This is a genomic window from Vicinamibacterales bacterium (assembly GCA_036504215.1).
Taxonomy (GTDB): domain Bacteria; phylum Acidobacteriota; class Vicinamibacteria; order Vicinamibacterales; family Fen-181; genus FEN-299.
In genome coordinates, this window is sequence record DASXVO010000086.1 from 1 (window position 1) to 21,941 (window position 21,941).

At 68.0% G+C, this 21,941-nt stretch carries 14 protein-coding genes; 5 read left to right on the forward strand and 9 right to left on the reverse strand.

The window, feature by feature from the left end; genetic code table 11:
- Positions 1 to 49: 49 nt before the first annotated feature.
- The 5 genes from VGK32_22790 to VGK32_22810 all read right to left on the reverse strand — a co-directional run bounded on the left by VGK32_22790 (position 50) and on the right by VGK32_22810 (position 9,123).
- Positions 50 to 3,538 (reverse strand): TonB-dependent receptor, encoded by a 3,489-nt coding sequence (locus VGK32_22790; protein HEY3384597.1) that lies wholly within the window; start codon positions 3,536 to 3,538, stop codon positions 50 to 52.
- Positions 3,539 to 3,567: 29 nt separating this feature from the next.
- Positions 3,568 to 4,644, reverse strand: coding sequence for a PmoA family protein (locus VGK32_22795; protein HEY3384598.1), 1,077 nt, complete (start codon positions 4,642 to 4,644; stop codon positions 3,568 to 3,570).
- On the reverse strand, positions 4,637 to 5,989 hold the full coding sequence (locus VGK32_22800; protein ID HEY3384599.1) for a Gfo/Idh/MocA family oxidoreductase: 1,353 nt from the start codon (positions 5,987 to 5,989) through the stop codon (positions 4,637 to 4,639). Before VGK32_22800 ends, VGK32_22795 begins: the two co-directional genes overlap by 8 nt.
- Before the next feature lie 238 nt (positions 5,990 to 6,227).
- Complete coding sequence (locus tag VGK32_22805) at positions 6,228 to 8,096, reverse strand: glycoside hydrolase family 36 protein (GenBank protein HEY3384600.1); 1,869 nt, start codon at positions 8,094 to 8,096, stop codon at positions 6,228 to 6,230.
- Positions 8,086 to 9,123, reverse strand: a complete 1,038-nt coding sequence (locus tag VGK32_22810; GenBank protein ID HEY3384601.1) for a LacI family DNA-binding transcriptional regulator — start codon at positions 9,121 to 9,123, stop codon at positions 8,086 to 8,088. Before VGK32_22810 ends, VGK32_22805 begins: the two co-directional genes overlap by 11 nt.
- Positions 9,124 to 9,415: 292 nt before the next feature.
- Between VGK32_22810 and VGK32_22815 the strand changes: the two genes are divergently transcribed.
- The 4 genes from VGK32_22815 to VGK32_22830 all read left to right on the forward strand — a co-directional run bounded on the left by VGK32_22815 (position 9,416) and on the right by VGK32_22830 (position 16,176).
- Positions 9,416 to 10,771, forward strand: coding sequence for an alpha-L-fucosidase (locus tag VGK32_22815; GenBank protein HEY3384602.1), 1,356 nt, complete (start codon positions 9,416 to 9,418; stop codon positions 10,769 to 10,771).
- Positions 10,772 to 10,868: 97 nt separating this feature from the next.
- A complete protein-coding gene (locus tag VGK32_22820) occupies positions 10,869 to 12,251 on the forward strand; it encodes an MFS transporter (protein HEY3384603.1) in 1,383 nt (460 codons plus the stop codon).
- Between the two features lie 75 nt (positions 12,252 to 12,326).
- Positions 12,327 to 14,141, forward strand: coding sequence for an L-fucose isomerase (locus VGK32_22825; GenBank protein HEY3384604.1), 1,815 nt, complete (start codon positions 12,327 to 12,329; stop codon positions 14,139 to 14,141).
- A 13-nt stretch (positions 14,142 to 14,154) separates the two neighbouring features.
- A complete protein-coding gene (locus tag VGK32_22830; protein ID HEY3384605.1) occupies positions 14,155 to 16,176 on the forward strand; it encodes a prolyl oligopeptidase family serine peptidase in 2,022 nt (673 codons plus the stop codon).
- On the opposite strand, the gene VGK32_22835 is transcribed toward VGK32_22830, so the two are convergent.
- Positions 16,173 to 17,024 (reverse strand): sugar phosphate isomerase/epimerase family protein, encoded by an 852-nt coding sequence (locus tag VGK32_22835; GenBank protein HEY3384606.1) that lies wholly within the window; start codon positions 17,022 to 17,024, stop codon positions 16,173 to 16,175. The genes VGK32_22830 and VGK32_22835 overlap by 4 nt on opposite strands.
- Positions 17,025 to 17,148: 124 nt before the next feature.
- Here VGK32_22835 and VGK32_22840 point away from each other — a divergent pair, with 124 nt between their 5' ends.
- Positions 17,149 to 17,802, forward strand: a complete 654-nt coding sequence (locus VGK32_22840; GenBank protein ID HEY3384607.1) for a 50S ribosomal protein L11 methyltransferase — start codon at positions 17,149 to 17,151, stop codon at positions 17,800 to 17,802.
- A 250-nt stretch (positions 17,803 to 18,052) separates the two neighbouring features.
- Here VGK32_22840 and VGK32_22845 read toward each other — a convergent pair whose 3' ends face one another.
- The 3 genes from VGK32_22845 to VGK32_22855 are packed head-to-tail and all read right to left on the reverse strand — an operon-like array spanning position 18,053 to position 21,827.
- Positions 18,053 to 19,654, reverse strand: a complete 1,602-nt coding sequence (locus VGK32_22845; protein HEY3384608.1) for a hypothetical protein — start codon at positions 19,652 to 19,654, stop codon at positions 18,053 to 18,055.
- A 3-nt stretch (positions 19,655 to 19,657) separates the two neighbouring features.
- Positions 19,658 to 20,929, reverse strand: a complete 1,272-nt coding sequence (locus VGK32_22850; GenBank protein HEY3384609.1) for an NAD(P)/FAD-dependent oxidoreductase — start codon at positions 20,927 to 20,929, stop codon at positions 19,658 to 19,660.
- Between the two features lie 46 nt (positions 20,930 to 20,975).
- Complete coding sequence (locus VGK32_22855) at positions 20,976 to 21,827, reverse strand: hypothetical protein (GenBank protein HEY3384610.1); 852 nt, start codon at positions 21,825 to 21,827, stop codon at positions 20,976 to 20,978.
- Between the last annotated feature and the right edge of the window lie 114 nt (positions 21,828 to 21,941).

Genomic DNA, 21,941 nt, shown 5'->3' on the forward strand with positions numbered 1-21,941 from the left:
CTCGGTTGAACGGGGGGGGCGGGGCCAGGCCCCGCCCCCGTGGTGATGCTCAGAAGACCAGCTTGACGGCGACCTGGAACTCCCTCGGCAGGTTGTCCTGGGACGTGGCGATGCCAAAATTCGACGACTTCGGATCGAGGCTCACGCCACCCCAATAGATCTGGTTGAACGCGTTGAGGACCTCTGCGCGGAATTCGAGACGCATGCGGCCCTTGAGAGGCGTGCGCTTGATGAACGAGATGTTCCACTCGTTCAGCAGCGGCGTGCGCAGCCCATCGATGCGCTGCGGGAACGTGCGGACGTTGTTCGACAGGCTGATGCGCGAGTCGTTCCGCTGCTTCGCCGGGTCGACCACTCCGTTTGTCTGCACCGCCGCGTCGGCGAAGTAGAAACCGGTCGTGTCGAATACCGGGAGCCCGCTCCTGGCCTGCGACCAGTCCACCTTCAACGAGTTGGGATCCCCGTTGAAGTAGAGGTTGCCCAGCGTGTCGGTGATCGGCCGGCCGCGCTGGATCTGGAACGCGGCATTGACGCTCCAGCCGGCGACGAGCCCGTTCACCACCTTGTGCGACGCCTTGAAGGGCAGCTCCCACACGAAGCTGCCGGCGACGCGGTGCGGCGTGTCGTTGCGCCCGACGTTGTGCTGGTAGTTGGGGTCGGTCGCGTTCAGCCGCAGCAGGTCTTCGCGCAGGCGGGAGAACGTGTAGTTGACGTCGACCGAGTAGCCCTTCGCGAAGCGCCTGGTGAAGTTCAGGAGGACGGAGTCGTACTGCGTCGTTCCGTCGTACAACTGCCCCGTCACGCCGGTGAACTGCGGGTACGCCCGCAACAACTGGTTGGCCTGAACGGTCTTGCTGTTCAGGCTCACGCCGGGGATCTGGTTCACGAACGGGTTGGTGACGTTGCGGCTCAACTGGTCGATGACCGCCTGATCGCGCACCTGGCTGGTGGACAGGAACTGGGCCGGAATCGCGTTCATGTCCAGGCTCGTCTTCTGGTCGTAGCCCCGGTTGGCGACGTACGACGCCTCGACGACCCAGCTGCCCCGCAGCTCGCGCTGCAGGCTCACCGCCCATCGCAGGGAGCGGCCCGTCTTTCGCGTCGTCGGTGTGAACGTGATGCTGCGGCCGAGATACGTCGCCACGCCCTGGCTGTTGCCGGCCGGCTGGAGCAGGCCGCCCGGCCACGGATTCTGCGCGCTGGCGTTGAAGGTCAGCCCGCTGTCGGGGGTCACCGAGATTTGCGTGGACTGCGCGTACCCGTACTGCTGGACGCCGTCGATGACGAACGGCATGCTGTACAGGCCGATGCCTCCTCGGAGCACCGTCTTCTCGTCGATCCGATAGGCGAAGCCCGCCCGCGGCTGGAAGTTCGTCTTGTCCGGATTCCAGAACCTCGGGTTGTCGGCGCTCGTGTACTGCAGGCCACCCTGCACCTTGAAATCGCTCGCCGGCCGCTCCGGAATGGGGCTCGCCGCGTAAGCGGTCTGGACCGCGGGGGCGATGGCCTGCGCGGCGTTCGGATCGAAGCCGCGGATGTTCCGGTTCTGGATCTCCAGGGGAGCCAGTTCGTAGTCGTAGCGGAGGCCGACGTTCAGCGTCAGCTTGGGGCTCACCCGCCAGTCGTCCTGCACGAACATCGCGTGGTACCAGGACCTGGCGTCGCTGTCCGTGTCGATGTCGATGTTGTTGCCGTTTGGCAGGCCGAGCAGGAAGGCAGCCCACTTCTGTCCGATTGGCGCCGACGACGACGAACTGGTGGCCCGGGTGTAGTCGGCCGTGAAGTTCCACTGTCCGCCCGGGTTGCCCGCGGCCGCCGAGAACTCACGGTAGCGCCGGACGTCGTACCCGGCCCGAACCGAGTGGTTCCCGAAGATCTTCGTCATGGTCGCCTGCGCGGAGAAGATGTCGTCCTGGCTCCAGCTGCCCCAATTGTTGCCGAGGTCGCTCACGTCGCCGATTTGGAAGCGGGGCAGGTACGAGATGCCCTTCAGCTGGCCCACCGTCTGCGCGGAGAACCCCAGCGATGCCATGTCGACGTTCCCCTGGGAGGGGCGGATGTCGTGCTGTTCGAACCGCGACCAGCCTCCGCGGACGTTGAGCAGCGTCGACGAGGTAATCGTGTAGGTGTGGTCGGCCGAAATGCCGTAGTTGGTCCGGTACAGGTTGTTGCCCGTCGGCACGATGCCGTTGACCGCGCCGCTCCACTGGCTCCGCTCTTCGTGGCGCTGGTTGTAGACGTAGCGCACGAAGACCCGCTGCTTGTCGGTCAAGGTGTGGTCGACGCGACCGGAGAACGAGTTGAACGCGTCGGTGCGCAGTTGCGGGCTGGAGAAGTTGTTGCGGCCCTGCGAGTCGCCCGCCTGGTTCGGCGCCGGAAAGTACTTCATGTACGCGAGGGCGACGGGGCTGATGCGATCCAGGGGGATCACGTTGTTCTTGAACGGCTGGCGCACGATGACCGACCCCTGCTTCTTCGCGGTGAAGGGGTCATAGATCTGGATGCCGAGCGGCAGCAGGTACGACAGGTCGCCGCGCCGCATGGCGTCGGTCGGAACGGTGAACTGGTCGGGCTCGGGGAACCGGTCGTTCAGCCGTTCGTACGACGCGAAGAAGAACGTTTTGTCCCGGCGGACCGGGCCGCCCGCGGTGCCGCCCCATCGGTAGTACGACATGTCGGCCTTCGGCTTGCCGGCCTTCTCGAGGAAGAAGTCGTTCGAGGCGAGCTTGTCGTTGCGCAGGAACGCGTAGGCAGTGCCTTTGAGGGCGTTCGTCCCGCTCTTGAGGGCGACGTTCACGGTCGCGCCGGCCGTGTGCCCTTGCTGGGCGTCGAACGTCGTCGTCTCGACCTTGAATTCCTGCACGGCGTCCGACGGCGGCACGTACGCCACGCGCCAGCCCTCGCCCGTGGTCCGGTTCCCGGTGTTGGGCGCACCGTCGAGCGTGAACTCGTTCCCGCCCGGAGCCCCTGCCGACGCGATCGCCGAGGTGCCGCTGTTGTCGAACGGGCGGGCGAACTTGAGGTCGCCGAAGAAGACCGTGCCCGGCGCGAGGCGGGAGAGCACGAACGGGTTCCCGTCGCCGAGCGGCAGCGAGGATACGCGCCTCTCGTCGACGATCTGCCCGAGCGATCCGCTCTCGGTCTGGAGCAACTGCGTCTCCGCCCGGACCTCGATCGTCTCGGTGAGCCCGCCCGGATGCAGCTCGAAGTTCAGCTCCAGCCGGTCGGCGATCTGCACCTGCACCCGGCGCGCCTCCTTGCGGAAACCCATGAGCTCTACGTCCACCTCGTACTCGCCCGGCTGGAGGTACGAGAGGTTGAAGACGCCGTGGGCGTTGGTGACCGACGTCGCGGTGACGTTGGTGGCGATGTTGCGGGCCGTGACGGTCGCGCCGGGAATGATGGCCTTGGTCGCGTCGGCCACGCGACCGCTGATCGACCCGCGGAACTCCTGCGCGTTGGCCGGGGCCAGGAGCAGGAGTGAGCAAACTGCGACGAGGGCGACGAACGCCGAGTGTCGGTACACATGACGGTTCACAATCAACCCCCCTTTGGCGTGCAGTTCTGTTATCGATACGTCTCGATGAAGTCCTGATACGCCGCTTCCGCGCGGTCCGCGGTTGCGATGTCCGAGAGAACCAGCACGCGGTGCCGGAACGTCACGCTCGCGCCAGGAGCGAGCGCGAAATTCAGCGTCTCCTTCCCGTCACTGAGCGCCTTCTGCCCGAGCGGGTTCGCCGCGAACAGCCCGTAGCCCCGCGCGTGCCAGTACGTTGGAAAGCCCGGATTCGACGGATGATCGAGGATGGCGATGGTGACGGGCTCGTCGCCCACCCGTCCGCTCAGCGTGCACCACCGACCCCGGGTGCCCCAGACGGCCTCACCCTTCTTGCCCTCGCTGGTCAGGTACATGCCGCTGACGCCGGTGTTGTCCATCGCCTTGACGGTCGTCGCGCGCCCGCTGGCGTCTGTGAACACGTCGGGCTTGTTCGACGGCAGTTCGAGCGCCCGCGCCACGCGGAGGCCGATCACTCCCTCCTTGTTGTCGGCCAGGGCCACGCGGTCGGCGAGCGCCTCGAGCCGCGTGATGCGGTCCACGCTCCGCCACCCAGGCCCTCCTCGGAAAACGAACCGCGCGTGCTCGCGGATGACGACCTTGCCGTCGTCCATGACCCAGTCCATGTCGGTTTCGAGTTCACCCCTGTCCGACCCGCTGCGAACCGCCGTGACGGCCCGGTGCACGATGGTGCCCATCTTCGGCCGATCCTGCGGCTTGATGGCGTCCGAGTTGTTCCAGAAGTCGATGCCGTTCACGTCGCCATAGTTGAACCACAGGCCGACGTGGTGCGGATGATCCACGCGCTCGCCCGGACGCGGGTCGAGCGGGAAGCCGCGCGTCACCAGGGTTCCCTTCGCGCTGCGGAGCGGGTAGAGCACCGGCTTCTTGAGGGTCACCGGGTAGATGTACGACGTGAACGGCTGGCCATCCACCAACACATCCACCCGCTGCGTCGCGTCGTCACGGACCAGGCGGACGCCTTTTTCGTCGGCGGCCGAGCCGGCCGCGGCCACGCACCAGGCCACGACGGCGAGCAGGACGCCGAGGCGCATGGCGGTCCTGAGCGTCGATGTCTGCTCAGCCATGGGACGGCGTGCCCCCCACCACGACTTCCTGCTTCGCATCGTCGAAGGTGACGCGCTGGCCCGTCTGGATCGCGGCGATCGTCATGCAGAGGGCAACCGAGTGGCTGTAGCCCGCCTCGACGTCGGCATTCGGGGTCTTGCGGCTGCGCACGCACTCCATCCAGTTGCGCATGTTGGCACTGGTCGCGCTGTCGGCGCCGGTGTCGGCAGCCGTCTCCACGGCGGCTGCCTTCTCGACGAGCGTCTGTTCGGCGAGCAGGTTGGCCGGAAGCCCCATGGCGGTCGCCTCCCTCTCGCGGAGCCCGCCGCCTGGCGTCACACGGTTCTTGTCCAGGTCGAGGGTCCCGCCGTTGGAGTAGTAGAGTTCCTTGGTGCCACCCGCCGAATTCGTCATGCGCGATGAGTAGACGACCTGGAACCCCTTGGCCGGGTCGTTGAGCGGGCCGTAGTCGAACACCGCCGTCATGGTGTCCCAATTGCGGCGGCCGTCCTTCCAGACGTAGATGCCGCCGTTCGCGACGACACTTCGGGGCCGCGGGAAGCCGGTGAACCAGTGGACCGTGTCGATCTGGTGGACCAGCCACTGGTCCGGGATGCCGGACGAGTACGGCCAGAACAGCCTGAACTCGAGGTACTTCCTCGGATCGAAGGGCTCGACCGGCCGATTGAGGAGGTACCGCTTCCAGTCGGTGTCCTGTTCGCGAAGCTGCTTGACGAGCGCCGGCCGCCGCCACCGTCCGGGCTGGTTGACGTTCCAGCTCATCTCGACCATGACGATCTCGCCGAACTTCCCGGAGCGGATGAAGTCGTACGCCCGCTGGTAGACGGCTTCGCTCCGTCGCTGGGTCCCGATCTGCACGATCTTGCCCGTCTCCTTCACCGCCTGCCGGATCGCCCTGGCGTCAGCCATGGTGTTGGCGAGCGGTTTCTCGACATAGGCGTCGCGTCCGGCTCGGACCGCTTCGACGCCGTGCAAGGCGTGCTGGAAGTCGGCCGTGGCGACGATGACGGCATCGACGTCCTTGCGCGCGTAGAGTTCGTCGTTGTTGCGCACCGCGATCAGCCGCTTGCCGGTCAGCTTCTCCAAGTGCGAGACGGCTTCGTCCCTCCGCTGGCTCCAGATGTCGGATACCGCCACGAATTCGAAATTCAGGGCCTCGGCCTGCTTGAGGAACGCAGGAACGAGGGCGGAACGGCAACGGTCGGAGAACCCGACGATGCCAACCCGGACACGATCATTCGCACCGAGAATGCGGGCGTAGCTCGATGCGCTCGACGCGACCACCGCGCCGACCGCCCCCGCCCCGGTTGCCTTCATGAACGTCCGCCGCGAGACATCGGACATGCACTACCTCCTCCACGCATACAAGACGACAAACCACTGCCTGGCCGAATCGACCAGGCCAAGACCGTTCAGGGGCACGACGCTTCGCGGGCGTCGGACCGTGGGCCGCCCGCGTCTTCCAAGTCCCGCCGCCACTCAACGAGCAACGTCCGATTGATGTGAGCGACAGGGGACGACAACCGCCGGCAAGGGTTCGCGCGCGTTCGACGACCAATCCGCGTATCCGGAACTCCGCCGTTCAATGGCACGAGAACACGCGCGCCGACCGTGGCGCGAGGTTCAACGACAGTACGTTCCGACGGCCGAGCGACTCACCCGTCCACAGATCGGTTACCTCCGAGTGGCGAGGCAGCCTCGAGGTGATCGTCTGCGGGAGGTCATACCAGTTCAGGAAACAGACATGACGCCTGTCCGGAAAACGAATGACGCCAATCTGTAGCGAGTCGTCTTCGAACTCCGCGGCAAGACCAGTCGGCGGCAGCAGCCTCCGCAGAATGGCCAGGCGATCCGCGGACAGCCTCGTCAGATCGTCGCCGGACAGGACCATGCCGCCGCTCGCGTACACGACCGCCGCGTGGAACAGGAACTCATTCTCCGGGAGGTCCCCGATGAGAACGATGGCGTCCGGGTCGTTCCACCACAGGCGACCGTTCTGCCAGTTGCGGCTGAGGTTTTGGCGCCCGGTGCTCGCGATGCGATCCCAGGACCGCTTGATGTCGTTGGAGCTGCGCGAGCCGTGGATCGTCCCGATCGAAGGCCAGATCGGGTGATTGCAGCCCAGGAGGAACGCGTCGCCGGCGCCGCGCGCGATGGCCTGCATACCGCGGCGGTAGGCCTCCACCCGCGTGGCACGCGGGTCGTGGAACCGCCCGCCGTGCATGGCGCCCCAGAAATTCGCGTCGAGCTTGAAGTACGTGCAGCCCCAGGCGTTGCGCATCGTGCGGAAGAGGCGCTCGAAGTGCTGTTGCACCTCGGGGTGGGTGCCATCGAGCGCATACCAGGGGCCGCGACGCCACCCCCCGAACGTGACACGGTCGGCCCGCAGCGGCTCGCCGGCGTCGTCGGCGATGAACCAGCCGGGGTGCTCCTGGAAGACGTGCGAGCCGGCCTCCGCCACGAACGGCGCAACCCAGATCGCGGGCTCGAAGCCACGCCCGCGGATGTGCTCGAGCACCGTCTGCACGCCTCCCTCGAACGCGGGGCCCGATTCGAGCCAGTCGCCCATGGCGCGCTGGTACCCGTCGTCGATCTGGATGTAGCGCAGGCCCGGGACCGTCTTGGCGATCGCATCGAGATTGTCGAGAACCTGTCGGGCGGTGACCTTCGGCCCGAAGCAGTACCAAGAACACCAGCCCGTCGGCGGTAGGGGGGCCGGCGGGCGCGGGTGGTTCCTGGCCAGCCGCGCCGCGACATCGTCGAGCAGCCTGGAGCGGTCGGGCCCGACCGCAAACATGAACTCCTCGAGCGGCCACGCCTCACCCGGCCGGATCTCGAGTCCCTCGGCCTCGAGTACCACCTGGACCGACGACGCCCGCACCTGGAGCCGCCCGCTGAAGCGGGCGCACGAGGTGAACGCGAGCACGCTGGTCGGCTGGCCGGGCGGCGTGAGGGTGATGAGGCCGTAGAAGGCGCGGGCCCCCTCCGGCTGCGGAATCTTGTAGTGGCCGACGTCGGTGTACGAGCTCAAGCCGACCGGGTGCCCGAGCGTTCCGCCGGTCTGCGTGAGCATTTGGAACCCCTCGCCGTAGAAACGCGTGTCGGGCGGCACGGTCAGCGGCACGTCGAACAGCACGATCTCGTTCAGACGAACCGCGGCCCGCCCGCGGTGAACGGCGCGCGCGCTGCAGAACGGTCCGTTCCAGTTGCGGACGACCTCGATCTCCGCCGCCTGCGTGCCGTCGATCCCGATCGCAGAGGCTGGCGAACGGACCAATGCCAGCCGATCGAGGCCAGGCCGGCCGGCGCGACCGACGCTGGCGAGGCCGGCGAGCGCCGGAGATGCCAGCGCAACCTGGAGGAACGCGCGGCGCGACGGCTTGGCAGGCCGGCCGACGGCCCCATCCGCGGGGTCTGCCGGTACGGCAACACGCGCTCGTTCACCGGTCACAGCACTGCCCCCCAGGCGATGCGCCGCACGACTCTCGCACGACGAGGCGAGGTTCCACGATGACCCGACGGGTCCGGGTCTGCGACGGGTCAGCCAGATGGGCGAGGAGCAACGTCGCCGCGTGCCGGCCGACCTCCTCCCTGGACCAGCTCACCGTCGTCAGCGGCACGCGCAGCAGGTCCCCCAGCTTGATGTCGCCGGCCCCGACCACGGCAACGTCTCTCGGAACCCGGAGCCCGGCCTCCCAGATGGCCTTCAAGGCACCAATCGCGACCGGGTCGTTCACGGCGAAGACAGCGTCGATCCTCGGACGGACGCCCAGCAGGCGCTTCATCGCCCGGTAGCCATCGATCTCCATGAACCCCGTCCGCTCCAGCCACACCCCGGCCGGCCGGACGCCCCGCGCGCGCAAGGCGTCGCGCCAGCCGCGCAGCCTGCGCCTGGCGTGGGCGAGCGGGGGGCCGCCGATGTGCGCGATGGCCCGGTGGCCGAGATCGAGAAGGTGCGAGGTGGCGAGGCGGCCGACGCGGACGTCGTCGGTCAGCACCCGGTGGCAGGGGATCTCGGGGTGGTCATCGCGGTCGATCATGACGAGCCCCGTGCCCCCGCGGGTGAGCTGGAGGAGGACGTCGCCGTTGTTCGACGCGCGGGCGGCGGCGAGCACGACGCCGTCCACCTGGCGGCCGCGCAGCAACTGGAGGTCGGCGCGCTCCTTGCGGGCGTCCTCGTTCGAGTTGCACAGCAGCACGCCGTACCCGCTGGCGCTGGCGATCGGCTCGATCCCGGCGACGATTTCGGCGAAGAACGAGTGCATCAGCTCCGGCACGACGACGCCGAGGGTGTGGGTGCGGCGCAGGGAGAGGTTGCGCGCGAGAACGTTACGCTGGTAGCCGAGTTCCTCGACCTTGGCGAGAACCCGGGCGCGGGTACCGGGACCGATATCCCCACGGTTGTTCAGGACCTTCGAAACCGTCGTGACCGAGACCCCGAGCGCAATGGCGACCCGCTTCATCGTGGGAGGCGGCATCGATCTCCTTTAGCGCTAAAGTCCGTTCACTTTAACGATGAAGTCGATTGACTTGCTGAGCGGCGGCATGGTATCACATCCGCCACCGTCGGAACCACGGGATAGTCGATGGGGGACGCCAGCCGGTCGGCCGGCGATTTCTCCTCGTGCGTCACGCGTTCACCCGCAACCGGGAATTCATCATGAGCCGTTCTATGCGGCTCGCGCCGAGCGGCACCTCTCTTTCTCCGGCACCTGCGCCAAGGCCACAGCGGCCTGCACACACGGCTCCCGTGACCATGGAGGACCACGAATGATCGACCGACCCTCGCGACGCAGCGCACTGAAACTCCTGGCGGCATCCGGACTCGGCACGGCCGTCGCCGCGCGAGCCGCCGACGCTCACCTGGCGGCGCAGGCGCCGACGCCAGCCCCGCCACCCGACTCGTCCGCGCAGGCGGCCGACCGGGATCGCCGTCTGAAGTGGTGGCACGACGCGCGCTTCGGCATGTTCATCCACTGGGGGGCCTACAGCGTCATCGGCCGCCACGAGTGGGCGATGGAGAACGAGGCCATCCCCGTCGGCGAGTACGAGCAGGTCGCCAGGCGCTTCCAGCCGAAGCCGAATGCCGCACGCGAGTGGGCGAAGCTCGCCCGCCGCGCCGGCCAGAAGTACATGGTGATGACGACGAAGCACCACGAGGGGTTCTGCCTGTTCGACACGAAGACGACCGGGTACTGCGCCTCGAAGATGGGCCCGGGCCGCGACCTGGTCCGCGAATACGTCGATGCGGTGCGGGCCGAGGGCCTCCGGGTCGGCTTGTACTACTCGCTGATGGACTGGCACCACCCCGACGGCGCGCGCTGCGCCACCGACGAGGCGGCCCGGCGGCGCTTGGTCGACTATATCCACACCCACATCCGCGAGTTGATGACCAACTACGGAAAGATCGACGTCCTGTGGTACGACGTCGCCTGGCCCCTCGACGCCGCCGGCTGGGAGTCTGAGCGGATGAACGAGATGGTCTTCAAGCTCCAGCCCGACATTCTCGTCAACAACCGCAACAAGCTGCGCGGCGACTTCACCACGCCCGAGCAGCGGATCCAGGCGGCCGGGCAGGGCTACGCCTGGGAATCCTGCATGACGATGAACGGAAGCTGGGGCTACCATGCCGCCGACGACGACTGGAAGACGCCCAAGCAGATCGTGCGGAACCTGATCACGTGCTGTCGCGATGGCGGCAACTACCTGCTCAACATCGGTCCTCGCGGCGACGGCTCGGTGCCCGAACCGTCCATCCGGACACTCGAGGCCGTCGGGTCCTGGCTGGAGCGCAACGGGGAGTCGATCTATGCGAGCGATCGATGCCAGCCGAGCCGGTCGGCGTATGCGACCTACAGCCGGAAGGGGAACACCCTCTTCATGCACGTCCACGCGTGGCCCGGCGACACCGCGGTGATGGCGGGGCTCCTCGTCCGGGTCAAGTCGGCCAGGCTGCTCGCCACCGGCCGGGCGGTCGCGTTCGAGCAGGACCCGTTGCGGGTCCGGTTCACCGGGCTCCCGGTGCAGGCGCCGGACACGCCGGTCACGACGATCGCGATCGAGTGCGACGCGGAGCCGAAGCAGGACCAATACGTGGTGCGGAACGGGCGCGAACGGGCGACGTAACGCTGTTCCTGCGCGTCGACGGAGCCTGGGGCGCCGAGATCACGGTATCCGGCGGCGATTCGGCCTCCGGCGGCCGGCGGGGTCGACAGAGACAATCATGAGCGACACGAGAAGAGGCTTGTTCATCACCGGCGACGGAAGAAACCTCGCCTTGACGTTCGTCCTCGTCAGCTCCCTGTTCCTGCTCTGGGGGCTCTGCAACGGGATGATCGACGTGATGGACAAGCACTTCCAGACGGAACTGCACCTCAGCAAGTCGCAGTCCGCGTGGGTCCAGTTCGCACACTATCTCGGGTACTTCCTGATGGCGATGCCCGCTGGCTGGCTGGCGACCCGGCTCGGGTACAAGGGCGGCATCATCAGCGGTCTCCTGATGGTGGCGCTCGGCGGGTTCTGGTTCCTCCCCGCCACGCACATCAACGCCCTCGCCCAGGCGGGCAGCGTCTCTCCGACGACCGCGTTTGTCGGCTACCTCGCGGGCGTCTGCGCCATCGCCGCGGGGCTCACGTTCCTGGAGACCGTCGCCAACCCCTACACCACGGTGCTCGGACCGCCGCAATTCGCGGCCACGCGCATCAACCTCGCGCAATCCTGCAACGGGGTCGGGTGGATCTTCGGCCCCATCATCGGCGGGATGTTCTTCTACTCGACCGACGCGGCGGGCCGGAGCACCGGCAGCGAGACGCTGTACATCCCATATGTCGTCGTGGCGATCGTCGTGGTCGTCCTGGCGATCGTCTTCGCGTTCGCCGACATCCCGGACATCGAGGCCGAGGACGACTACCATCTCGACGACGGCGCGGCCGGCCCGGCGCACTCAATCTGGCGCCACCCGCACTTCGTGATGGCCGTGGCCGCCCAGTTCTTCTACGTGGCCGCGCAGGCCGGCATCTTCAGCTTCTTCATCAACTACATGACGGCCGAAGTGCCGCCCATTCCCGCTTCCTGGCGCTCGGACCTCCTGCGGAGCTGGTTCGAGTCGGGCCAGGCAGGGGCCCTCCGTCTCAGCGACCGGGGCGCGGCCAACCTGGCCTCGATCGGCTTCGTGTGTTTCCTCGTCGGCCGGTTCACCGGCGCGGGCCTGTTGAAGAAGTTCGCCGCCCACAGGGTACTCGCGCTCTACGGTGTCCTGAACGTCGTCGCCTGCTTTCTGGTGTTCCTGAAGCTCGGCTGGCTGTCGGTGGCGTGCGTGTTCGCCAGCTACTTCTTCATGTCGATCATGTTCCCGACGATCTTCGCGCTCGGGATCTTCGGCCTTGGCGCCCGTGCCAAGAAGGCCTCCGCCTACATCGTCATGGCGATCATGGGCGGCGCCATCCTGCCGAAGTTGATGGGGCACGTGGCCGACCAGTACGACATGTCGCGCGGCTTCATCGTGCCGATGGTGTGCTTCGCCTTCGTGGCGTTCTACGGGCACTGGTGGCCGAAGGTCAGCGGCGTGGAGTCGATGACGGCGCCGAAGCCAGACGCCGCCCGATGAATGCGGCGCGCGCCGCACGCCTCAGCCGGCGCCCGCGTCGTGCCCGGGCGTCGGAATTTCAGGAGGGTGTCAGTCATGGGTGCCAATTTCCCGCTTCCCGAGGCCATCGCGAACACGCGCGCTACCGCCCGCCCGCCGAAGATCGGCATCCGTCCGGTCATCGACGGGCGCCGCAGGGGCGTACGCGAGTCGCTGGAACACCAGGTCATGGCGATGGCCCGCTCCGCCGCAACGCTCTACGAGAGAGACCTCCGGCATCCCGACGGGCGGGCGGTCGAGTGCGTGGTCGCGGACACGTGCATCGGCGGCGTGGCCGAGGCATCGGCGTGCGCGGAGCAGTTCGCACGCGCGGGCGTTGGCGTCAGCCTGACCGTCACGCCGTGCTGGTGCTACGGCACCGAGGTGATGGATGCCGATCCGGTGACGCCGAAGGGCGTGTGGGGATTCAACGGCACGGAGCGGCCAGGCGCGGTCTACCTGGCGGCCGCGCTCGCGGGCTACGCGCAGAAGGGACTCCCGGCGTTCGGCATCTACGGGCGCGACGTCCAGGACAAGGACGACACGACGATTCCCGAGGATGCCCGGCGCAAGCTGTTGCTGTTCGCGCGCGCGGGCCTCGCCGTGGCGCGGATGCGGGGACAGTCGTACCTGAGCATCGGCGGCACGAGCATGGGCATCGCGGGCAGCATCGTGGACCAGGACTTCCTTCAGAGCTACCTCGGGATGCGAACCGAGGCGGTTGACATGTCCGAAATCGTACGCCGGATGGAGGAGGGCATCTTCGACCGCGCCGAGTTCGACGCGGCGCTGGCCTGGGTGAAGGCGCACTGCCGCGAGGGTGCCGACGCCAATCCAGCGTCGAAGCAGGCCAGCCGGGCACGCAAGGACGCGGAGTGGGAGACGTGCGTCCAGTGCGCGATAATCGTGCGCGACCTGATGGTCGGGAACCCCCGCCTGCGCGAGGCGGGATGGGACGAGGAATCGCTCGGCCATCACGCACTGGTGGCCGGATTCCAGGGGCAGCGGGCCTGGACCGATCACTGGCCGAACGGCGATTTCCTCGAGTCGATGCTCAACTCCAGCTTCGACTGGACCGGGATCCGTCAGCCGTTCATCGTCGCGACCGAGAACGACTCGCTCAACGGCGTGGCGATGCTGTTCGGTCACCTCCTCACGGCGACGGCCAGCCTCTTCGCCGACGTGCGGACCTTCTGGAGCCCGGCGGCGGTCAGGCGGGTCACCGGATCCGAGTTGGCCGGCAGGGCGGCAGCGGGCGTCATCCACCTGCTCAACTCCGGTGCCGCGGCGCTCGACGCCAGCGGACGCCTCGCGCGAGGGGGCCAGCCGTGCATGAAGCCGTTCTGGGAGATCACCGAGGAGGAAGCCGACGCCTGCCTGCGCGCCACCACGTGGTGCCCCGCCGTGCGCGACTACTTCCGTGGAGGCGGCTATTCGAGCCGGTTCGTCACCTGCGGCGAGTGGCCCCTGACGATGATTCGGGTGAACATGGTGAAGGGCCTCGGCCCGGTGCTCCAGTTGGCCGAGGGCTGGACCGTCGATCTCCCCGACCAGGTCCATGCGGCCCTCGACGCGCGCACCGACCCCACCTGGCCGACCACGTGGTTCGCGCCGAAACTGACCGGCAGCGGGGCCTTCACCGACGCGTACAGCGTGATGGCCAACTGGGGGGCCAACCACGCGGCGGCCACCTACGGGCACATCGGCGATCAGGTGCTCGCCCTGGCGTCGATGCTCCGCATACCGGTCAACATGCACAACGTCGAAGCCGGTCGAATCTTCAGGCCGGCCTCGTGGAGTGCCTTCGGCACCAGCGATCCCGAGGGGGCGGACTACCGCGCCTGCGCCGCCTACGGACCGCTGTACGCCTGACGCGGGAGAAGGTATGTTCATCCTCCGAACGTTCGCGTGCGTGGCGCTCGCCGCCTTCCCCGTTCTCGCCCAGCCCGCCCGGCCGACCCCGCCGACCGGGGCGCTGGCGGACTACCATGTCCACGTGAAGGGCGGCCTCACGCTCGACGACGCCCTCAGCCGATCGAGCCAGACCGGCATCCGCTACGGCATCGTCATCAACGGCGGCCTGGGTTTCCCGGTGAGCAGCGACGAGGGGCTCGAGGCCTTTCTTCGCGAGATGCGCGGAAAGCCGGCCTTCGTGGCGTTCCAGGCCGAGGGCCGCGAATGGGTGCGCCTCTTCTCCAGGCGGACGCTCGAGAAATTCGACTACGTCTTCACGGACGCGATGACGTGGACCGACGACAGCGGCAGGCGCATGCGGCTGTGGATCGAGGACGAAGTCGGCGCCATCGCCGACCCGCAGGCGTTCATGGATATGCTCGTCAAGCGCGCCACGGGGATCTTCGACAACGAGCCGATCGATCTCTACGTCAACCCGACGTTCCTGCCGAAGCGGATCGCGGCCGGCTATGACTCGCTCTGGACACCGGCGCGCATGCAGCGAATCGTCGACCGCCTGGCCGCGAACGGCATCGGGATGGAGATCAACAACCGATACCGCATCCCGAGCACCGCCTTCATCCGTCTGGCGAAAAGATCCGGCGTCAAGTTCGCGTGCGGCACCAACAACACCGGGCCGGACGACCTGGGCCGCAACGAGTACTGCGCCGAGATGATCCGGCAGTGTGACTTGCGCGAAGCGGACTTCTGGGTCCCGCCCGCCGACGGCAGGAAGGCGGTCCAGCGCCGGCCCTTCCCCCGTGGAGGCGACGGGCTGACGCCCGCGCGGGTGGACGCACTGCGCGCCGAGATCCGCGCCCACTTCTTCGTGCCGGACCCGCTGCCGGCGCTCGATGCGCGCACTCACCGTCGGTTCGATCCGGCGCCAGGTGTCACCGCAGAGGCTGTGAGCTATGCCACCGAGTTCGGCACGCGCGTGCCCGCCATCCTCTATCTCCCGACGCCGCTGCCCAGGGGAAGAATCCCCGCCTTCATCGTCGTCAACGGGCACGGCGGCGACAAGCACTCGTGGTACTCCTACTACACCGGCATCACGTTCGCGCGCGGCGGCGCGGCGGTACTCACTTACGATCAGGCCGGCGAGGCGGAGCGAAGCGCGCACCGCGCGTCGGGTACGCGGGACCACGATCGGATCGAGGGCGACCAGGTCCTGGCGCGCCGGCTATGCGGCCTGATGCTCACCGACGTCATGCAGGCCGTCTCGTACCTGTCGACGCGCACCGAGGTCGACCCGGCCCGGATTGGCGCCGGCGGGTACTCACTCGGGTCCTTCGTGCTCGCGCTGGCCGGGGCGGTGGAGCCGCGGCTCCGCGCCTGCGTGATGGTCGGGGGCGGCAACCTCGACGGCCGTGGCGGTTACTGGGACAAGTCGAAGCCGATGTGCCAGGGACTGCCCTACCAGTCGCTCGGATTTCTCGGCGACCGGGCGGCGGTGATCTACGCGCTGCACGCGGCGCGGGGCCCGGCGCTCGTCTGGAACGGCCGCGCCGACTCGGTCGTGAACGTGCCGGCAACGCTGGAGCCGTTCTTCGACGATCTGCGATCGCGGGTCGTGGCGCTGCGCGGGACGACCGATGGCGTCTTCGAGTTCGGCTTCGTGCCGGACGGCAGCCATCGACCCTATTTCCTGACGCGCCCGGTAGTGCTGTGGCTGGGGCTGCGGCTTGGCTTTCCGAATTGGACCGACGCCTCGATTCGCTTGATGCCCGAGACGAAGATCGGCGCGTGGGTGCGGGCGACCGGCGTGGCGGTCGACATGCAGTACGCGGCGGACGAGCGCGAGGGCGGGACGCTCGCCGTCGGCGACGGCGTCCCGGGCTACAGATGGGAAGACCTGTGCGTGTACACCCCGACCGAGTGGGAGCAGGCCAAGCGCCCGCTCGTTCTCGACACCTGGGTGGAGGCGGCGAGAGCAGCGGGCACCGGGCGCTAGCGAACCCGACAGGCGAGTGCGTTCCTCAGCATCGCGAGCGATTCGGGCGCCTGCGCGGCGAAATCCGTCGTGGACGCCTCGATGCTGAGACGCCCGGCGTAGCCGATCTTGCACAGATTCCCGAAGAATCCCGCGTAGTTCGTCTCATCCCGGCTCGACGGGTACACGCGCCCGTTCGGGTTGGCCAGGTGGGTGTGAACGATTTGCTTTCCAGCCTCGAGCAGCACGGCCGGGCTCTCCCCCTCCTCGGCCAGGTGGTAGTAGTCCACGAGGAGCCTGATCTCGGGGCGATCGACCGCGTTGACGAGCGCCAAGCCTTCGCGCGCGGTGTTGAGGATGTTCGTCTCCTGGTGACGGAGCGGCTCGATCGCGATGGTGATGCCGCGTTCCCGGGCCAGGGGGGCGATGCGTCGGCAGAAGTCCACGAGCTGGCCCACAGCCTCCTGCCGCGAGAACCCATCGGGCACGCGCCGCGCCCCGCCGCTGCCCAGGACGACCACCGACACGCCGAGCGTCTTGAGCCGGCCCAGGCACGCGCCGACGTACTCCTCCTGACGGCGCTTGTCGACATCGGGCCCGACAAGCTTGATGGCCGCCGGGATGAAGTTGTTGGCGGCGGCCACCGGGATGCGGAGGCCGGCGATGCGCGCGGCAAGCTGCCGGAACTCGTCGTCGGTCAGCGCGGCCACCTTCGACGCGGCGATCTCCACGTAGTCGAAGCCGGCCGCCTGGGCCGCCTCGAATCTGTCGGCGTCGAGGCAGACGCCGACCTGCACTCTCGACGGACCCTGCCCGAACGCCGTGCACGCCCAACACAACATCACTGCGACCGCATGTTGGAGTTTCATGAGGAGCAGCATATCAAACCGGCCATCCTGGCGATCGACCGGACGGCGAGACGGGGGTCACCTGCGCCGCGACGTCGTTCGGCACCGCGAGCGATGGAGGCCGCATCGCAGAGGTATTGAACGAATGGCGGCGTTACCATCCCAATCGTTGCTCCACCGGCTGGTTCCCTTGGCGCCGGTGGCTGGTGGTGCGCCACTCGTCGCGCATCAGACTGCCGATCTCTTTGGGCTCTGGACGACGTGGGAGGCGGAGTGCGGCGAACGATGCGGCCCACCGTTCTGGGCCGTGGTGTGGCCGGCGGCCAACGTGCTGGCAGGCTACCTGCTCGCGCACCCGGAGACGGTCTCGGGGCTTCGCGTACTCGACCTTGGATGCGGCGGCGGCATCGCCGGCATCGCCGCGGCGATGGCCGGGGCGCGATCGGTGATCGCCAACGACGTGGACGCGGTGGCCGAGCACATCGTCACGTTGAATGCCCGTGCAAACGCAGTCACCCTGACGCTCTCCGCGGAGGATTTGACCACGACGACCGAACGCGCGCCCGCGGACGTCGTCCTCGTCGCCGACATGTTCTACGAGCAGGCCCCATCGCGCGGGATGATGGCCTGGCTGCGCGCGTCGGTGTCGGCTGGCTCGCGGGTCCTGATCGCCGACGGCGGACGCCCGTTCTCCCCCACCAAGGGCCTGCTGGAGGTGTACTCCAAGCGCGTGACGGTATCGGCGGACGTCGAAGGCGTCCCGGAACGTCTCGTGCGAGTGCTCGAACTGCTCCGCTGAGCACCACCACACCATCGAAGCCGAGATTGGCGATGGCCGAGGACGAGCCGATCGTCCCTTACCGTGTAGCCCGTGATGCGATCGTCGTTGGCGGTACGGGCATCGTCCATGGGGTCTGCCGGAACGACTGCGACAGCCGGCCGCAGCTTGCGTACCAGCAGGGGACCATCTCGATATCGGGCTCGAAACGCCCGCCGCGCGTGTTGAGGCGCGAGGTGGAAGGCATCGCGGGGATCCAGACCAACCCTCGTCAGTCCCCCCCAGGTGGCGCGTACTGTCCGATGATTGCCTCGGCCACGCGGATGCCGTCGGCGGCGGCCGACGTGATGCCGCCGGCATACCCCGCACCCTCTCCCGCAGGGTAGATCCCTCCGATGCTCGCCTCGCACTGCGCCGAACGGGTCATGCGCACGGGAGAGGAACTGCGGGTTTCCACTCCGGTCAGGACGGCATCGGGCAGATCGAATCCCGCGACGCGCCGGCCGAACGCGGGCAGCGCAAGGCAAATGGTGTCGATGACGTATGGCGGCAGACAGCGGCGCAGGTCCGCGGGCAGCACGCCCGGACGGTAGCTGGCAGACACCCTGCCCAGCGCCGCGCTCGGCACGCCGCGCAACAGATCACCAACCAACTGCACCGGAGCCGCGTAACCGCCGCCGCCAAGCGCAAACGCGAGCGCTTCCCAGTGTCGCTGGAACTCGAACCCGCTCAACGGCGATTCGCCGGGGCAATCGAGCGGCGTCACGCCCACCAGCACCGCCGCGTTGGCATTGGCCGCCCCGCGGGCCGACAGGCTCATCCCGTTGGTGACCACGCCCCCCGGCTCCGATGCCGCCGCAATCACCTCACCGCCCGGACACATGCAGAAGGTATAGGCGCTCCGGCCGTTGGGCGCATGGAAGGCGAGTTTGTAGTCGGCGGGTCCCAGGCGTGGATGCCCCGCGAAGCGGCCGTATTGCGACGCGTCGATCAGCGCCTGCGGATGCTCGATGCGCACGCCCACGGAAAATGGCTTCGGCGCCAACTGGAGGCCGCTCGCGTGGAGCATGGCCACCGTGTCGCGCGCGCTGTGGCCGATGGCCAGCACGCAGACCTGCGCGGGCAGCGCTTCGCCGTGGTGAAGCCGTAGCCCGGTGAGGGCACCGTTGTCCAGCGCGAGGCCGGTCACCCGCTGCCCGAACAACACCGCCGCGCCGAGCGATTCGAGCTGGCGCCTGAGATTGACGACGATGCCGCGGAGCCGGTCGGTGCCCACGTGAGGTTTGGCCGCGAACAGGATCGAGGGGTCGGCTCCCGCCGCGACGAACTCCTGCAGGACCTTGCGGCACCGCGTGTCGTTGATGAGCGTGGTCAGTTTGCCGTCGGAGAACGTCCCCGCCCCGCCCTCGCCAAACTGCGCATTCGATTCGGGGTCGAGCCCCCCGCCGTTCCAGAAGCCCTCCACGTCGCGGCACCGCTGCGGCACCGGTTTGCCGCGCTCGAGCACCATCGGCCGGTAGCCGGCCTGCGCCAGGATCAGCGCGGCGAACAGCCCGGCCGGACCGGTCCCCACCACCACGGGACGATGGCGCAGCCGACGCGATCCTGGAGTGACTGGCTTGTAGGTTTCATCGGGGGTCGGAATGACTTTCGGCGCGGAAGCCGAAGCGAGGATCTGGCGTTCGTCCGCCACCGTCACGTCAACGGAGTAGGTCAGCCGGATCGCGTGCTTCTTTCGCGCGTCGATCGCCTGCCGACGAACCTCGCAGTGCTGCACCGCCGAAGGCCTCAGCCCCAGTACCTGCGCCACGGCAGCCGCGATCGCATCGGGTGTGTGGTCGAGCGGCAGATGGATGTCGTGAACACGAACCACGGTTCATCCCCTGCCCGCGCCGGCCGCGCCGTCTGCGCGCCCCGCGGTCCGCGCAGCCTCCACGCCAGCCACATGTCCGGACGACCACGCCCACTGCAGGTTGAATCCGCCGCAGTCGCCGGTGACGTCGAGCAACTCGCCGGTGAGGTACAGGCCGGGGACCGTGCACGACTGCAAGGTGACGGGATCGAGATCGGCGCAATCGATTCCCCCGTGCATGACATGCGCCTCGTTGTACGACAGCGACCCGGTGACGGTCATCGTCCATGCCTTGAAGAGAACCGCCAGCCGGGACGCGAGTCCGCCACTGCCAACGGCTGGCGCGGTCTTCGAGATCCCGGCCATCGCCAGCAGGGGCAGGATCAGCCGCTTGTGGCACAAGCCGATGAGCGCCTGCTCGAGTGGTGCGTCACCCGCCCTCTCGAAACGCGATCGCAGGTGATCGGTCAGTGTCTGCTGGTCCCAGTCTGGAAACAGGTCGAGCATGAGTCGAACCCTGTCGCCGGATTGGAGCGCCGCCGTCGCTGGCACACTGAGTTGGATCAGCGGCGGTCCGGACAGGCCGTATTCGGCGAAGAGCACTTCGCCCGCCTGTGATCGCGCCGCGGCGCCAGCGATGTCGAGGGTGACGACCGCATCGATCTTGGTCCCCTTCAGTTGCCGGTTGTAGGGACAATCCGTCTTCAAGGGCACCAGGGCTGGATGGATCGGCACGACCCGGTGGCCGAGACTCGTCGCCAGACGCATGCCGCTCTCGCTGCCGCCCAGTTGCGGCATGGCTTTGCCGCCCGCCGCCAGCACGACGGCCCGCGCTTCCGTCCTCGAGCCTTCGTGCATCAGAGCAAACCCCTGCGCACCGGGCGCGAGGCGAGTCACCTCGGTGCTCACCATCGTCTGGACCCCGAGTCGCTGCACCTCGAAGCGCAGCACGTCGAGCACGGCTGACGCCTGTGCACACCGGGGATACACCTCGCCGTCCGCCTCAACGGTCGTCAGAATGCCAAGGCTGTCGAAGAAGGTGAGCGTGTCCCGCACCGCGAATTGCCGCAACACCGAATTGGCGAAGCCAGGCGTTCTCCCGTGGTAGTGCTGCTCGGCGATGGAGGTGTTGGTCAGGTTGCACCGGCCGTTCCCCGTGGCGAGCACCTTTCTCCCAACCCGGTCCTGGCGTTCGAGCAGACACACCGATGCGCCGGCTCGTGCGGCAGCAATCGCAGCCATCAGGCCCGACGCGCCGCCGCCCACCACGGCAACGGAGTATTTCGCTCTGCTCATGCACCCGTGTCCAATGACGGACCGACCGGCGGACGTTCCGAGACGATCACTTCGAGGACGTCGACCAGCTCTCCTTGGCCACCTTCCACGCGCCGCCCTCGTTGACCATCGTCACCGTCGCGGTGGACTTGCCCGCCGTCTCATTGAGGCCTTCAACCGTGACGGTGGCCGTGGCACCCGTGATCGTCGGCTTGCCGATGCGGATCTCGGCCGGGTTGCCCTTCATCAAATCCAGCAGCATGCCGCGTTTCTGCGCGTCGACCGCGTCGAAGTCCTTCCGGCGCTCCGCCACGAAGGCCGCCCGGATCTTCCCGACATCACCGGCCATGGCCGCGCGGTAGTACTCGGCGTAGGCCAGCGCGGGCGGCGAGGTGTCGCCGCTCACCTTGACGGCCACCGGCGGCGGCGCCGGCGCGGCGGATCCGAGGGGGAGGTTGAATGTCGCGTCGAACGAGTAGGTCACCTCGCTCAGCGTCACCGGGTTGGGCGTGAAGATCCGCCCCTCGATGCCTGTCGCGTCCAGGCGCTTCACCTGCAGCGTCGCCACGCCCTCCGCCATCCCGACAAACCCCATGTCGGTACCCGGGTAGAACACCCCTCCAAACGTCCGGACGATCGCGCGCTTGGCGCGGGAGACCGTGAAGGCCACCGCGTGGATCTTCAGTTTTCGCGCGACCTCTTCGCCGATGAATGGCACCACGTCGCGCGGCACTTCCTTGGAAGCCAGGACGACGATGATGTCCTCTGGCGATTCATCGACGTACGCCAGGATGAGCGGTACCTTCTGGCCGTTCGTGGTGACCGAACCCATGACGGTGCCGGCCGCGCCCGCGTCGGCCACGGGGCCAGGTACGAATCCGAAAACCGCCAGACCGACGAGCACCAGGAACCTGCGCATGAGGGCCTCCCAACCGTCCGCCGAGTCTCGCGCTGCACCGCACTTGGCCAGGACCGGGGACCGGCACAGCGTAGGGCGCCCCGGCGTCGGATTATCCCACGATTCCGGGGAGGC